At 42.3% G+C, this 13,463-nt stretch carries 15 protein-coding genes and 1 pseudogene; 9 read left to right on the top strand and 7 right to left on the bottom strand.

Annotation, left to right across the window (positions count from 1 at the left end; all coding sequences use genetic code 11):
• Positions 1-76: 76 nt before the first annotated feature.
• The 6 genes from B3143_RS03065 to B3143_RS03040 all read right to left on the bottom strand — a co-directional run bounded on the left by B3143_RS03065 (position 77) and on the right by B3143_RS03040 (position 4,986).
• The gene (locus B3143_RS03065; RefSeq protein ID WP_004786809.1) at positions 77-334 is read right to left on the bottom strand and encodes a DUF2789 family protein; all 258 of its coding nucleotides are present in this window, start codon (positions 332-334) and stop codon (positions 77-79) included.
• Between the two features lie 120 nt (positions 335-454).
• On the bottom strand, positions 455-718 hold the full coding sequence (locus B3143_RS03060; protein ID WP_286739480.1) for a DUF2789 family protein: 264 nt from the start codon (positions 716-718) through the stop codon (positions 455-457).
• Between the two features lie 46 nt (positions 719-764).
• On the bottom strand, positions 765-1,043 hold the full coding sequence (locus B3143_RS03055; protein ID WP_286739479.1) for a DUF2789 family protein: 279 nt from the start codon (positions 1,041-1,043) through the stop codon (positions 765-767).
• Between the two features lie 176 nt (positions 1,044-1,219).
• Positions 1,220-2,206, bottom strand: a complete 987-nt coding sequence (locus B3143_RS03050) for a malate dehydrogenase (RefSeq protein ID WP_004786815.1) — start codon at positions 2,204-2,206, stop codon at positions 1,220-1,222.
• A gap of 172 nt (positions 2,207-2,378) precedes the next feature.
• Complete coding sequence (locus tag B3143_RS03045; RefSeq protein WP_286739484.1) at positions 2,379-3,017, bottom strand: ribonuclease T2 family protein; 639 nt, start codon at positions 3,015-3,017, stop codon at positions 2,379-2,381.
• Positions 3,018-3,051: 34 nt separating this feature from the next.
• A complete protein-coding gene (locus B3143_RS03040) occupies positions 3,052-4,986 on the bottom strand; it encodes a lytic transglycosylase domain-containing protein (RefSeq protein WP_376746073.1) in 1,935 nt (644 codons plus the stop codon).
• Positions 4,987-5,319: 333 nt separating this feature from the next.
• Here B3143_RS03040 and miaB point away from each other — a divergent pair, with 333 nt between their 5' ends.
• From miaB to B3143_RS03015, 5 genes and pseudogenes are all read left to right on the top strand, one after another.
• Positions 5,320-6,777, top strand: coding sequence for a tRNA (N6-isopentenyl adenosine(37)-C2)-methylthiotransferase MiaB (gene miaB, locus B3143_RS03035; protein WP_286739477.1), 1,458 nt, complete (start codon positions 5,320-5,322; stop codon positions 6,775-6,777).
• 38 nt (positions 6,778-6,815) lie between these two features.
• Positions 6,816-7,892 (top strand): PhoH family protein, encoded by a 1,077-nt coding sequence (locus B3143_RS03030; protein ID WP_286739476.1) that lies wholly within the window; start codon positions 6,816-6,818, stop codon positions 7,890-7,892.
• A gap of 34 nt (positions 7,893-7,926) precedes the next feature.
• On the top strand, positions 7,927-8,409 hold the full coding sequence (gene ybeY / locus B3143_RS03025) for an rRNA maturation RNase YbeY (protein ID WP_034171613.1): 483 nt from the start codon (positions 7,927-7,929) through the stop codon (positions 8,407-8,409).
• Positions 8,410-8,501: 92 nt separating this feature from the next.
• Positions 8,502-8,803, top strand: a pseudogene (locus B3143_RS03020) (antibiotic biosynthesis monooxygenase family protein).
• Positions 8,804-8,959: 156 nt separating this feature from the next.
• A complete protein-coding gene (locus B3143_RS03015; RefSeq protein ID WP_286739474.1) occupies positions 8,960-9,361 on the top strand; it encodes a hypothetical protein in 402 nt (133 codons plus the stop codon).
• Here the strand turns inward: B3143_RS03015 and B3143_RS03010 are convergent.
• A complete protein-coding gene (locus B3143_RS03010) occupies positions 9,358-10,215 on the bottom strand; it encodes an energy transducer TonB (protein ID WP_286739482.1) in 858 nt (285 codons plus the stop codon). The two genes, B3143_RS03015 and B3143_RS03010, sit on opposite strands and share 4 nt — an antisense overlap.
• Positions 10,216-10,476: 261 nt before the next feature.
• Here B3143_RS03010 and B3143_RS03005 point away from each other — a divergent pair, with 261 nt between their 5' ends.
• From B3143_RS03005 to B3143_RS02990, 4 genes are all read left to right on the top strand, one after another.
• On the top strand, positions 10,477-11,163 hold the full coding sequence (locus tag B3143_RS03005) for a hypothetical protein (RefSeq protein ID WP_208461907.1): 687 nt from the start codon (positions 10,477-10,479) through the stop codon (positions 11,161-11,163).
• A 207-nt stretch (positions 11,164-11,370) separates the two neighbouring features.
• On the top strand, positions 11,371-12,030 hold the full coding sequence (locus tag B3143_RS03000) for a DUF3108 domain-containing protein (RefSeq protein ID WP_376745118.1): 660 nt from the start codon (positions 11,371-11,373) through the stop codon (positions 12,028-12,030).
• A gap of 91 nt (positions 12,031-12,121) precedes the next feature.
• Positions 12,122-12,697, top strand: coding sequence for a xanthine phosphoribosyltransferase (locus B3143_RS02995; protein WP_286739471.1), 576 nt, complete (start codon positions 12,122-12,124; stop codon positions 12,695-12,697).
• A gap of 408 nt (positions 12,698-13,105) precedes the next feature.
• Positions 13,106-13,463, top strand: a 358-nt coding sequence (locus tag B3143_RS02990) for a hypothetical protein (protein ID WP_286739470.1), incomplete at its 3' end; no start/stop codon positions are given.

Genomic DNA, 13,463 nt, shown 5'->3' with positions numbered 1-13,463 from the left:
TAATAGTGCGTAAGTCCTATCCTATAAAAAATGCCTCACATTGATGAGGCATTTTTTATGAATTAATTTAATTTACTCAAGCCAGACGGCGTCGATCTGCATCCAGATGCAATTGCTGATTCAGTTCATCAATCCAGATTGCCCAGTCATCATCTTGTACCAGATGACTAATTAGCAACGAACGCTGCGCCTTATTCCAGAAAGGTGCTTCATGCAATGACATATGGGCAGGTAGCTGATGAGTACGCACATAAAGCTCGATGGCCGCCGGGCTGTTAGCTAGGCCGAGTTGAGAAAATAACATTTCTAAGGATGGTTGGTTCTTCCCGAGCATATGCCCTCCTTATATATATCAGATATATTGTAGTTATTTATAGGACTAACTTATAAGATAATATAAAAAAAACCTAGTCAAAGGACTAGGTTTTGTTGTGTCTTTTTGTATAAAGAAACTTTAATTGCTTTCAGGGCCTTTTTTATCACTTTCGACATGTAAAAGCTGGTTCAGTTTATCAATGATTACGATCCATTCATCATCTTGATGCCAGTGTTCTCGAAGAAAAGCGCTTTGCCCCTCATTCCAGAAATCTGCATCCGGCAAAATCACGTCTGATGGTAGCTGATGATTTTTGGTAAATTCATCAATTGATGCTTCATCAGCAGGCAAGCCTAATTGCTCAAATAATAATTCTAAAGTCACTTGCTGTTCTAATACCATTCGCTCACTCCATCATAAAAATAATCAGTTCATTGATTTGAAAATATTATTGACGCTTAGAAGAAGGTAGATCACAAGAACCACTTCCCTCTGCCTCAATATGCAATTGCTCATTGAGTACATCTACGAAAATTGCCCAGTCATCATCTTCTTTCCAGTGGCCAATCAGAAAATCATGTTGGTTTTTTGTCCAGAAAGGAGCTTTATGTAAGGGGACATCCATCCCAATCTGATGGGTTTTAATAAATTCATCGATTGCTTCCTGGCTTGAATCCAAGCCGAGTTGCTCAAAAAAAAGTTCCATGGTAGGTCGCTGCTCTAACATCTCAGTACCTCCTCTTTTGTTGATGATTCTTCTTATTAAACTAGATGAGCTACTCGCAAAGTTCAGTTGTCCCTCTTTCACAAGATGTTATTTTTTGTTCTTTAAATTTTGTAGAAATAGCAATAAAAAAGCACCCCAAATGGAGTGCTTTTTTAACTTAATCTTAAAAGATTAAACTATTTGATCATGTCAGCAACTGCAGCGCGCTCTTCTTCAAGCTCGTTCAGTGTAACGTTGATACGTTCACGGCTGAATTCGTCGATTTCAAGACCTTGAACAATTTTGTATTCACCGTTTTCAGTAGTTACAGGGAAACCGAACATTACGCCTTCAGGGATACCATAAGAACCGTCAGAAGGAATACCCATAGTTACCCATTTGCCGTTTGTGCCAAGAGCCCAATCGCGCATATGGTCGATTGCAGCGTTCGCAGCAGAAGCAGCAGAAGACAGACCGCGTGCTTCGATGATCGCAGCACCACGTTTACCAACAGTTGGAAGGAATACGTCTTTGTTCCAAGCTGCATCGTTGATTTTGTCTTTCAAGCTTTCGCCGTTTACGTTAGCAAAACGGTAGTCAGCATACATAGTTGGAGAGTGGTTACCCCAAACAGTCATGTTTTCGATGTCAGAAACTGCAACACCCGCTTTTTGAGCAAGTTGAGTTAACGCACGGTTGTGGTCAAGACGTAACATTGCTGTGAAGTTTTTCGCTGGAAGATCTGGAGCAGATTTCATAGCGATGTAAGCGTTAGTGTTCGCAGGGTTACCTACAACAAGAACTTTAACGTCACGGCTAGCAACTTCGTTCAGTGCTTGGCCTTGACCAATGAAGATTTCGCCGTTTACTTTAAGCAGGTCAGCACGTTCCATACCAGGACCACGTGGACGTGAACCAACTAATAGAGCATAGTCTGCATCTTTGAAAGCTACTTTAGGATCATCAGTACCGATCATGCCCGCCAATAATGGGAAAGCACAGTCGTCTAGTTCCATCATTACGCCTTTAAGCGCTTGCTGAGCTTTCTCAACAGGAATTTCTAATAATTGAAGAATAACTGGTTGGTCTTTACCAAGCATTTCACCGCTTGCGATACGGAATAATAGGCTGTAACCAATTTGACCAGCAGCGCCAGTAACGGCAACGCGAACAGGTTGCTTCATGTAATTATCTCCAATTGAGAGGATCGTCATAATGATTAAATAGCTGTTCTATCTAATCTTAATAATCATAAACGGCAAAGATTGTACTCCAATCCTCTTCGAGATGCATGTAAAAGAGAATGGATTTCAACAAAAGTATGATAGGAAATATAAATTAATTTGACTAAAAGGCTTAGTATGTCCCTTTTATTGTGACAGTTTTTGGACATGTATTAATAATGTTTGCAGGACAACCTTTATAGCCCCCATTGGCGTTATAGCAGACCTGAATCGAGGTCAGCAGGCTGGATGCTCGGGTCTGATGACAGTTAAAGCGCAATGCTGTTGAAGGCAGTTGCGGATTGATTTTCAGAAATTTTGAACGCAGCATATCAATGGAAATGGTATGACTTTCCTGCTCGGTGAGTTCTTCAGGAACTTTCAGACGATCAGCATGATTGATCACCGTACGAAAATACTGTGTAGCATTCATCGGAATACAGCCGCCAATATTATGCCAGAGCAATGCGCGGGTATTTTCATCCGGCATGATACGCGCCACCACTTTAGCCTGCAAAGGCGGTAACTTTGCAGAACTGGTAGTAGTGCAATGTGTCGATGTGGTTTGAGGATAGAGACCAGAAATATTTAGGGAATAACCTTCAAGACATTTTCTTTTTTTACTGTAGGCCGGATCCAGACTGCAAAGTGCCGGTACCATCTGGATGTCCATGACATAACCCGTTGGCAATGCAAAGGCAGCTGGACTTGCTACTAAAAATAAAAGTGCAGCCCATCCAGCAGAAATTTGAGCACCCCTTATTCCCTTGATCAACAAACTATCCTTCCCTTAGATTTTTTGAATGCTATGGTGTATTACGTAATGGAATGTCTTGCATACGCTTACCGACCGATTGTGCGCCCTGGCCCAATAAAATACCGTAATATGTCGCGTTCGTCATGACATGTTTCACATAATCTCGTGTTTCCAGTAAAGGAATGGTTTCGGTATATTGATCCGCAGCAATACTTTGGAATTCGGGTTGCCAACGGCGGGCACGGTTCGGGCCGGCATTATAACCTGCTGTTGCCAGTACTGGACTATTGCTCAATTGACGCTGAATTGTTGATAAATAGTAAGTTCCGTAACGGATATTGGTGTTCATATCAGTCAAGGCTGCCGGGTTATAGGTCTCACCCATTTGACGAGCGACCAGTTTGGCGGTGTCCGGCATGATCTGCATCAAACCACCAGCGCCTACATGAGAGCGTGCGCTGGTATTAAACCGGCTTTCCTGACGCATCAAACCATAAGCCCAGGCAGCATCAATGCCGGCATTACGGCTATGGCTCACCACATAATTCTGATGTGGCATCGGATAACGATAATTGTAATTATGCTTGTCCGCAGTACGATCCGCTGCATAAATGGCACGGTCATACCACCCCATATCCATCGCGCGTTTGGCTGCTGCCAACAGTAAATCGTCATCTTTTCTTAAATAAGCCTGACGCACTGCCCAGTTCCATTCACGGTTAATATAATTCTCTGGTGCATTAATATTACGTAAGGCAAAGGCACGGCGGAAATGGATATCCTGGTTCAGGCGTTGCATGGCCTGACTGGATGGCTGTGCTGAATTCGGTGTAGAAGCCGTTAATTGGCCTAATCTATCTCGCGCCAGCAGGTTATGATAATCCTCACCGACCGCCAGTTTTTTATAGATACTTTCTGCTGCCTGTTTTGAAGCGCGATCTGTGCGCTGTTCACTGGCACGTGCCAGCCAGTATTGCCAGCGGTCTTCCTGTTTCTGGTTCACACTCATTGCATCAATGGCACGAATCAGACTTTCCCAGGCACTAAAACGAATCGCCTGACGGGCATAAATTTCGGCTTCTTCTGGACTAAATGGCAAACCATAGCTGGCATCCAGATAGTTCAGCACTTCACGGTTAAAATTATTTTTCATTACCGTAGTGCCGCCAATATAACCAACAGTTCTGAATAGTGTTTTTTGTACTTGTACCGGCGTACCTTCAGCAGTACGTTTTACAATGGACATTGCTGAATCGAGATCACTGTCTGCCAGACGCCCCAACGCATAAATCAGATAGGCATGATCAGTGGCAGTACTTTTAGGGGCTGACCATAAGTAATTGGTTGGATTGGCCTGAATTGTATTGAGCTGAGCTAGAGACAGGTTAAGCCCTAAACCTTGTGCAGTGGCAATTGCCTGTCCAGACTGACCAGCACGTAATTGCACCCACAAACGCTGCTGGCGGTCTTCATTGGTCATTAGAGGACTGGATAGCATCATTCGTCCTAAGCCCGTACAAGACTCAGGTTGAGAGTTTGTGGTCAGCCAGACATCCTTAAATTCAGCATAAACCAACTGATCGCCACTTTTAGCACGGACTTGTGCAACTGCACAGGCTTCAGCCGGATCGGCATTGGTAACATATTGCAGTACAGGTTGTACAGTGGCAAAGTCAGCCATTTTGACTTTTTCTTCGACATAATCGGCTGCAAGTTTTTCTGCCATAGCCGATTGAGGATAGCGTTGGGCGAAACTGATAATTTGACTGGCAGGTTGGGAGCCAAGGTTCTGGTTCAGAATCCAGTATTCAGGATAATAGCCTAAAGCATCATTTTGCATGACAGACTGATATTGTTGTAATTGTCCGACATTTCCAGCATTTGCCGCGCGTAAGGCATCATTAAATTGTTCTTCTGCTGCCTGCGCACTCATTGAACAGAGACACGCCACACTCAAGCTTAGTAATTTATAATATTTCTTCATATTTTTAGTGTGTTTAAACATCAATTTGCCTTCTATCATCGAGTTTTCGCCCAGCCCCTGTTGCCTATCATAAGAATTAGCCGGAAAATTATAACCCATTGTATTGTTCACTTATGTAACCTTATGATTAGACAATATTAATTTTCAGACACTTTTTGTCCATAAATCAATATTTTCCCAGCCGCATTTTAGGCTATAAGTTTAAGCGACTTTCCTGCTAAAATATGCGCCTTTAAAGATTTCAGAACGTGAATTGAATTTTTATTTACCCGTTTGTCTATGCAAGCGGATTATTCGTTCACTCTTTCGACGTATTACCTTGTAGGAGCCTACATGACGGTTCAAACCTTCATTCCGAATAGTGCCCCAGCTGCCTCAGAAAACACTGTTACCCAGCCAGCGCACACCCCAGCCATCGATGATTCAGTTAAAAAACTGTATATCGAAACGCAAGGGTGTCAGATGAATGAGTATGACAGTCACCGTATGGCAGATCTGCTGGGCGACTCCCATGGCTATGTGCTGACCACTGATCCTAAAGAAGCCGATATTCTGCTGATGAATACCTGCTCGATCCGTGAAAAGGCACAAGAAAAAGTATTCTCAGAATTGGGCCGCTGGCGCAAGCTGAAAGAAAAAAATCCGGATCTGATTATTGGTGTCGGCGGATGTGTGGCTTCTCAGGAAGGTGACAATATCCAGAAACGTGCCAATTATGTAGACATGATTTTTGGTCCGCAAACCCTGCACCGTTTACCGCAAATGCTGGACCAGCATTTTGAGCAGGTCGAAAAACCGAAAAAAGAAAAAATCAAGCTGGTAGATATTTCGTTCCCGGACATCGAAAAATTTGACTTCCTGCCTGAACCACGTGTTGAAGGTTATAAAGCCTTTGTTTCGATCATGGAAGGCTGTTCAAAATACTGTTCTTTCTGTGTAGTTCCATATACACGTGGCGAAGAAGTGTCTCGTCCACTGGATGACGTTCTGGCAGAAATTGCTGGCTTGGCAGAAAAAGGCGTGCGTGAGATTTCGCTCCTCGGTCAAAACGTAAATGGTTATCGCGGTGAAACCTTCGACGGTAAAATCTGTACTTTTGCCGATCTGTTACGCTTGGTTGCAGAAATTCCGGGTATTGGTCGTATTCGTTATACCACTTCGCATCCACTGGAATTCAACGATGATCTGATCCAGTGCTATCGTGACCTGCCACAAATGGTGTCACATCTGCATTTACCAGTACAAAGCGGTTCCAATGATGTCTTACAGGCGATGAAACGTAACCACACCATTGATGTGTATATCGAGAAAATCGAGAAACTACGTAAAGTTCGCCCAGACATGCATTTATCTTCAGACTTTATTATCGGCTTCCCAGGCGAAACCGATGAGAACTTCGAAGAAACCTATCAATTTATTCAAAATCTGGATTTCGACCATTCTTATAGTTTTGTTTATTCCAAACGTCCGGGCACCCCTGCCGCAGAGCTGGAAGATACGACACCTGAACAGGTGAAAAAAGAACGCTTAGCCAAAGTTCAGGACTGGATTAAACAGTCCAGTATTCGTAAAACAGATGCCATGCTCGGTACAGTTCAACGTGTACTGGTTGAGAAAGTTTCTGATAAAGATCCGAACGTTCTGGTCGGTACAGCAGACAACACCCGTTATGTCACCTTTATTGGCGATGCATCGTGGGTAGGGCGTTTTGCAGAGATCGAAATTACCGAAATTAAAACTTTAAATTTAGTTTACGGTGAGCTCTTGAATCTTGAGCCTGACGTGGCGTAATGTAGAGCATATAACGTACACTTTTAAAAGGAACACTCTTGACTGCAACGATTCGACGTACAGTAGCTTTTCCTGGAATTTCGATGGACCGTTTACAAGCCGTCTTAGGTGCCTATAACGGTCATTTGAAACAAATTGAACAACGTTTAGACGTCAAAATTTCCCACCGAGGTGAAAGTTTCTTTATCGATGGTGGAATCGATGCCGTTGAGAGAGCCGAAATGCTCTTGCAACGTCTTCATGAAGAATCTGAACACAGCCAGCAGATCAGTGCAGATACTTTGCATATGATGATTCAAGGTAGCCAGACCGATCGTGAACTCCAGGAGAACCTGGAAGAACAGGAATATACCGGTCTGGACAATGTCTGGCTGCAGACTCGCAAAGGCCGAATCAATCCGCGCGGTGCCAACCAGAAACGTTATGTACAGCGTATTCTGCAAAGTGATATTTCCTTTGGTATTGGCCCTGCGGGTACCGGTAAAACTTATCTCGCTGTTGCGGCTGCTGTAGATATGCTGGAGCGTAATGAAATCCAGCGTATCTTACTGGTTCGTCCTGCAGTTGAAGCGGGTGAAAAACTTGGATTCCTGCCGGGGGATTTAACCCAGAAGATCGACCCGTATTTGCGTCCCCTTTATGATGCCCTGTATGAAATGCTCGGCTTTGAAAAAGTGGCCAAGCTGATCGAACGTCAGATTATTGAAGTTGCACCGCTCGCCTATATGCGTGGTCGCACCCTGAATCATTCTTTTGTGATTCTGGATGAAGCCCAGAACACCACACCTGAACAGATGAAGATGTTCCTGACCCGTTTAGGTTTTGGTTCACGTGCAGTGATTACCGGTGATGTGACTCAGGTGGATTTACCACGTGGTCAGCAGTCTGGTCTGGCACATGCCTTACGTGTGATTGATAAAATCCCTGAGATTCATATTACCCGTTTCCATTCTCGTGATGTCGTGCGTCACCAGCTGGTTCAGAAAATTGTTGAAGCCTATGAAGGCTGGGACAGTGAACAGCAGCGTTTAGGCGCCGAGGCTCGTGCTGAGCGTAAAGCCCGTCAGGAAGCCTTGATAGCTGAGAATGATGCTGCGGCTGATGCACAGCATTAACGCTGCATTGTTATTTAATTTTTAAGGATTCACGTTGAAACTTAGTCTCTCCCTGCAACAGGACTTTCAGTCACCAGAATTGGTGCTGAAACGTGCCTATATTAAAAAAGTTGTAGAAACCACTTTGCGCCATATCGGCACCCAAAGTGATTGTGAAATTGGCATTGCCTGTGTCGATAATGATGAAAGTCATAAACTCAATCTGGAATATCGCGGCAAGGATAAACCGACGAATGTCCTATCTTTTCCAAGTGAACTTCCAGATGAAATGGCACAGGTTCTGGATGCTTTCCCGATCGGTGATCTGGTGATTTGTATTCCAGTAGTGCTGCGTGAAGCCGCTGAACAGGACAAAGCTCCACTGATCCATTTCACCCATATGCTGGTACATGGCACTTTGCATCTGATGGGTTATGACCATGAAACTTCAGAGGAAGATGCTGAAGAAATGGAAGGCATTGAGATCGAGATTCTGGACAAACTGGGTATTGCGAATCCCTATCTGGAAAGAGATTAAAAGTCAACGATTAAAAAGCGGGCTAAGGCTCGCTTTTTTTATTTTATTTACTTCATAATAAGCTCAATTAAAGAAATAAAATAAAAACCACTATGCAATATGTCGTGATTTTCAAAGCGCGAATTAAAGAATTAGATCAGTGTTATTTTTTGAAACAGCCCAGCGAATGAGAGAAAGAGCCCTTTCACAATTTCATTGCCAGCATTTTGAAGCCTTAACCAAAGGTACTCAGGAAATTGCTCTTTCTTACTGGAACAGTCTTCATGATATTCGCGCCCGGCATGCAGATGCTGAACATCAGGCCGCTCAAGAGCTAGGGAAAAATAGCTGGTATACATATTTCAGCGTGGAAGTCTGTGAAGTTTTACGGCGCTATGATGCACATTTAAATTAAATACTCATCGATCCTTATTTATTTTTTTCTTGATCTGTTCTTAGATACAGAGTTTAAAAAATATCTGCTTACGCATTCATGATTTCTTCTAGAAATCCATAAGCACATAATGAACTTTAACGAAGAACTGTGCTTCAAAAATTTTAGGAGAACGTAATGAAAAGATTGTTCTCGACTGCATTACTTATTTTCTCTCCCTGGCTGTGTTCACTACTTTATGCCCACTCAATTCCCATGTGCCCAAAAATCAAATTTCAACAGAACCAAAGCTCATGGGCAGGCCATTATTATTTGAATGGAGTTATGGAATTAGGTTCGGAGTTGCTTCTGCAAGCAGATGGTACCTTTAAATGGTATCTGACCTATGGTGCTCTGGATCATTTTGCTGAAGGAACATGGTGGCAAAATAAAGAGTGTATTGGCTTAAAAGCAGATCCAAAGTACCAGGACTTGATGATATTTCCCAAATATCTAGCCATAGATGAAAACCACTTAAATGTGGTTTGGGATGAAGGAACTCAGCAAGGTAGTTATATACAGGCGAAGCGCCCGGATTAATGCACCTCAAACTCCGCTTCAGCCGGATCAAAGCGCCAGGTTCGAATGATTCGTAACTCGGAAATATCCGACATCTTGGCATCAAATGCTCCGAATGGTGCTGCCTTGCGTACTGAAGATTTTGCAGCTTCATCTAGCAAGCTATGTCCAGAACTGTCAATCAGTCGAATTGCACGAATTCCGCCGTTCTGGTTCAAGATCACCATCAAACGCACCTCTCCTGCCAGATTCTGCTGTTTGGCCGCGTCTGGATAATAGCGGTTACCATAGAACTCCACTTTTTGACGGAATTTTTCCAGATAAGCAGCAGAGACATCCTGTTTGGACTGGATGCCATCTACGGTTTTAATTTTTTGCTGACGACTGAAGTTTTGTTGTCGTTGCAGATATTGGGCTTCAAGACTGGCTACCATAGCGGCTTTGGCCTGAAACTGACTTTGTAACTGTTCCTGCATTTTTTTGCGCTGATTTTCTTCTGCCTGTTTTTGCCAGCTTAAAGTCGTCATCAGTACTTTTTCTTCAAAGCTTAATTCGCGCTGCTGTTGCAACATGTCCGGACTTTCTTGCTGCTCTTCTCCGGTCTTTTGCTCCATCAACGGTGCAGGCATATCGCTCGACATACGATGTGCTTCACGAAATTTACCTGAACCTTGCTGGTCAGTTTGAGCCAGAAAATCTGCATGCTCAATTTTTTCATCAGTTTGACGAATACTGACTGCAATTTCTTTAGTCATGCTCTCCTGATCTTGTGGCATACCAAATTCCAGTGTGAGAAAAATCACGTGCAAAATAACAGCTGCAAATACGGCGCTATTAAAAATTGGATCTTTCCACCAGGCTTTGACCAGAGGCATTAATATCATGGTTGATCTCATCGCTACGAACCCAGACTTGAGTTCATCCCTCAAACAGCATTTTTAAAAATTAAAAATAAACAGCTTTGCATTTTTCTTTTAAAAATGTCAAACCTATCAAATCTTCAACGTTACATAACTAAAACCCTAAAAATGGTGCTATTTATTTTGCTAAACTGCAAGCTGAAACTCTTGTATTTTTTATACAATTCGACAAGATACACTTCGAATTAAAACATATAGTTGCCAGGATGCTTAAAGATGCAAACGCTAATTTCCAATATTTCTAATAAACTTCGCCAGGCGTATCAAAAGGCGGAAGGATTTATTGAGGATGAACGCGAATTCCCTTTGTCTCAAGTTTTCCTGAATGCGACATTTCAACGTTTTGTCACTGACAATGTTTCCATGCTGAAAGATCTGCATGCCGATCTGCATGATGACTGGTTACGACTCTATGCCACGCTGGACTATAAAGGTCTGAACGTGACCTTATCGGTTGATTTAAAACTGGTGCAAATGGAGCTGAATAAGAATACGCAGCTCATCGTATTTGAACAGATCAGTGATACCCAGTTGATCGAAGCCAAATACCCAAATGTCTTTTATAAACTAGGGGTACGATTTGCCCTGTTTTTCTATCAGCGCGTGCTGAATAAGGATCCTCTTGGCATGATTCTGGAAAAACTCGGCGTCATTAAAGTAAAAGATGATTTATTGCATCTGGATCTGAATCGCTGGTTAGGTAAAAACCGCTCGGTGATTGAGACACTTGGTAAGGTTCATGTGAACCATGCAGTACTTCGTGAAGCTGAACTGGTCGTGATCGGTAATGTGAATCTTGCAGCCCTGTTCAGAAAGCTTTCTCAGGAAAAAGAAGAGAAATGGGATGAAGACGACATGGATGACAATAAAGTTACACCGATCAAACAGAAAGAACCGACTTAAACTGTGTGTAATTCAATACCTAAACAAATACGCCAGCAACTACATGAAATATACATTTTTATTGAAAATCTCCCTTCATTTTCCACATTTTGACCAAATAATAAAAAGTGGAAAGTGATCAATTTTATCTGAAATTACACAGGACAATTTGTTATGGCGAAAACTGTATTCAAAACTTTAGGTGTGACTGCAGGCTTGACTACCGCAATGGTACTTACTGGTTTATCTACCCAGACCTTCGCCATGGTGCCTTTCCAAGCCAATTATCAGTTTAGCTACAATGGAAAAAATATGGGTTCTGCTACCCGTACTTTGAGCAAATCTGGTAATAACTGGACCTATGTTTTTGCAGCTAAAGCAGGTGGTGTAGCTTCGGCGACTGAAACCAGCCGTTTTACATTTAATAATGGCAAGATTGGTTCAAGCAGTTTCAGCCGTACCAGTAAGATTCTGGTGCATAGCAATACCATGAGTATCAACTTCAATCCTTCTAGCAAAACAATCAGTACAAAGAAAGATGATGAAAAACGTTCTTTTGCCTGGAGAGCAGATGTACTGGATGAGCTAAATGCTGAATTGCAGATTCGTGAAGACCTGAAAAATGGTGGATTAAAATCGAATTACTACATTGCTGATGCCAAAGAGGTGGAAGGCCGTAAATTCGTCAAACAAGGTACAGAAACGGTAAGCACCAAATATGGTTCATTTAGTACCATTAAAGTAGTGATTAAGCACAACAAACCAGGCCGTGAAACTACTTTCTGGTTAGCACCGAAACTGGACTACTTACCAGTTAAAGTATCGCATGTCGATAAGAAAACCTCTTACGGTTTACTGCTGACCGGCTATAACGGTAAAACGAACTAAGGTTTTTTTGGTGAATTTCGCTTGATTTTTTTTGGGTGCTTTTTACAATACGCTTTTGCTTTAAAAAGCACCTGCTCTTGAGGATTCTCCCGTGCACGCACTAGAACAGAAAATCTTAGCCGAAGGTATCGTTCTATCTGAAGAAGTTTTGAAAGTTGACTCTTTCTTAAATCACCAAATTGATCCAATCATGATGCAGCAAATTGGTCAGGAATTTTCGCGTCTGTTTAAAGATGCTGGTATTACCAAAATTATTACTATTGAAGCATCGGGTATTGCACCTGCAGTCATGGCAGGCTTAGAGCTTGGTGTTCCAGTGATTTTTGCACGTAAATACCAGTCTCTCACTTTAAAAGATGATTTATACCGTTCTAAAGTATTTTCATTTACCAAACAGACTGAAAGCACGATTGCCATTTCAAACAAACACATCAGCTCAACTGATAAAGTTTTAGTGATTGATGACTTCCTGGCAAATGGCCAGGCAGCACTTGGTCTTGCTGACTTGATTCATCAGGCGAATGCTGAAGTGGTAGGGATCGGAATTGTGATTGAAAAATCATTCCAGCCAGGCCGTGACCTGTTACTTGAAAAAGGTTACCGCGTTGAATCATTAGCGCGTGTGAAATCTTTGGCAAATGGTACTGTAGAATTTGTTCGAGATTAAATTTACAAATGAATATTTTAAAGGGTGCTTCGGCACTCTTTTTTATTGGATTTTTTAATTTCGGTTAGCTAAGAATAAATATAATCTACCTTAGATTCATCACCCTTTAGACAAAAAATGCCCGCCTAAACCCATAAAAAAAGTGCATTGATACCTTAACCCTACATATTAATCGTCTTATCCAGCAAAAAATTATAAAAAGTGGAAAATGCATGTATTTACAACTCAACTAAACTTCTCTGAATTAAACTCTACTAGAATCAAATTGGTACGAAATGTTCCTGACTTCAATATTCAGAACCGACATACTGTTAAGCAGGATGTGCTGAATAATTGCTTGTCTAAGGAAGATTCCATATCACACATTTGCTTAAAATGAATAAATACTAATCGCTAACGGAAACTCCTATGCAATGTCCTAAATGTGGTTCAACGGAAATTGAGCTACGCGATCACGAAAAGAATCTGAAAAAAATTGGTGGTATTTTAATGACCTCAGCTGGTGCCACTGCCGGTACAGTAGGCGGTGCAGCCTCTGGCGCTTCAATTGGCGCTGCCATTGGTACAGTCGCAGGTCCTTTAGGGGTAATTGTAGGCGGCACGGTGGGAACCTTCGTAGGCGCAATCAGCGTAGGCATTACTGGGGGCGTGGTCGGAAACTTCTTAGGTAAAAAAGCAGGTGTTTCTGTAGATCGCAATCTGTTTCTGGATTATCAGTGTCTGAATTGCAAACATAGATTCAGCCAAAAAGATCAAAAAGATCAAA

The sequence above is a fragment of the Acinetobacter sp. UBA1496 genome (assembly GCF_002324975.1).
Taxonomy (GTDB): Bacteria; Pseudomonadota; Gammaproteobacteria; order Pseudomonadales; family Moraxellaceae; genus Acinetobacter; species Acinetobacter variabilis.
This window is presented reverse-complemented; position numbering and strand designations above follow the sequence as displayed.

Excerpts from the sequence above, each read along its gene's own strand:
- B3143_RS03065 (WP_004786809.1), bottom strand. The coding sequence starts at position 334 with ATGCTCGGGAAGAACCAACCATCCTTAGAAATGTTATTTTCTCAACTC.
- B3143_RS03060 (WP_286739480.1), bottom strand. The coding sequence starts at position 718 with ATGGTATTAGAACAGCAAGTGACTTTAGAATTATTATTTGAGCAATTA.
- B3143_RS03055 (WP_286739479.1), bottom strand. The coding sequence starts at position 1,043 with ATGTTAGAGCAGCGACCTACCATGGAACTTTTTTTTGAGCAACTCGGC.
- B3143_RS03050 (WP_004786815.1), bottom strand. The coding sequence starts at position 2,206 with ATGAAGCAACCTGTTCGCGTTGCCGTTACTGGCGCTGCTGGTCAAATT.
- B3143_RS03040 (WP_376746073.1), bottom strand. The coding sequence starts at position 4,986 with ATGAAGAAATATTATAAATTACTAAGCTTGAGTGTGGCGTGTCTCTGT.
- miaB (WP_286739477.1), top strand. The coding sequence starts at position 5,320 with ATGACGGTTCAAACCTTCATTCCGAATAGTGCCCCAGCTGCCTCAGAA.
- B3143_RS03015 (WP_286739474.1), top strand. The coding sequence starts at position 8,960 with ATGAAAAGATTGTTCTCGACTGCATTACTTATTTTCTCTCCCTGGCTG.
- B3143_RS03010 (WP_286739482.1), bottom strand. The coding sequence starts at position 10,215 with ATGCCTCTGGTCAAAGCCTGGTGGAAAGATCCAATTTTTAATAGCGCC.
- B3143_RS03005 (WP_208461907.1), top strand. The coding sequence starts at position 10,477 with ATGCAAACGCTAATTTCCAATATTTCTAATAAACTTCGCCAGGCGTAT.
- B3143_RS03000 (WP_376745118.1), top strand. The coding sequence starts at position 11,371 with ATGGTACTTACTGGTTTATCTACCCAGACCTTCGCCATGGTGCCTTTC.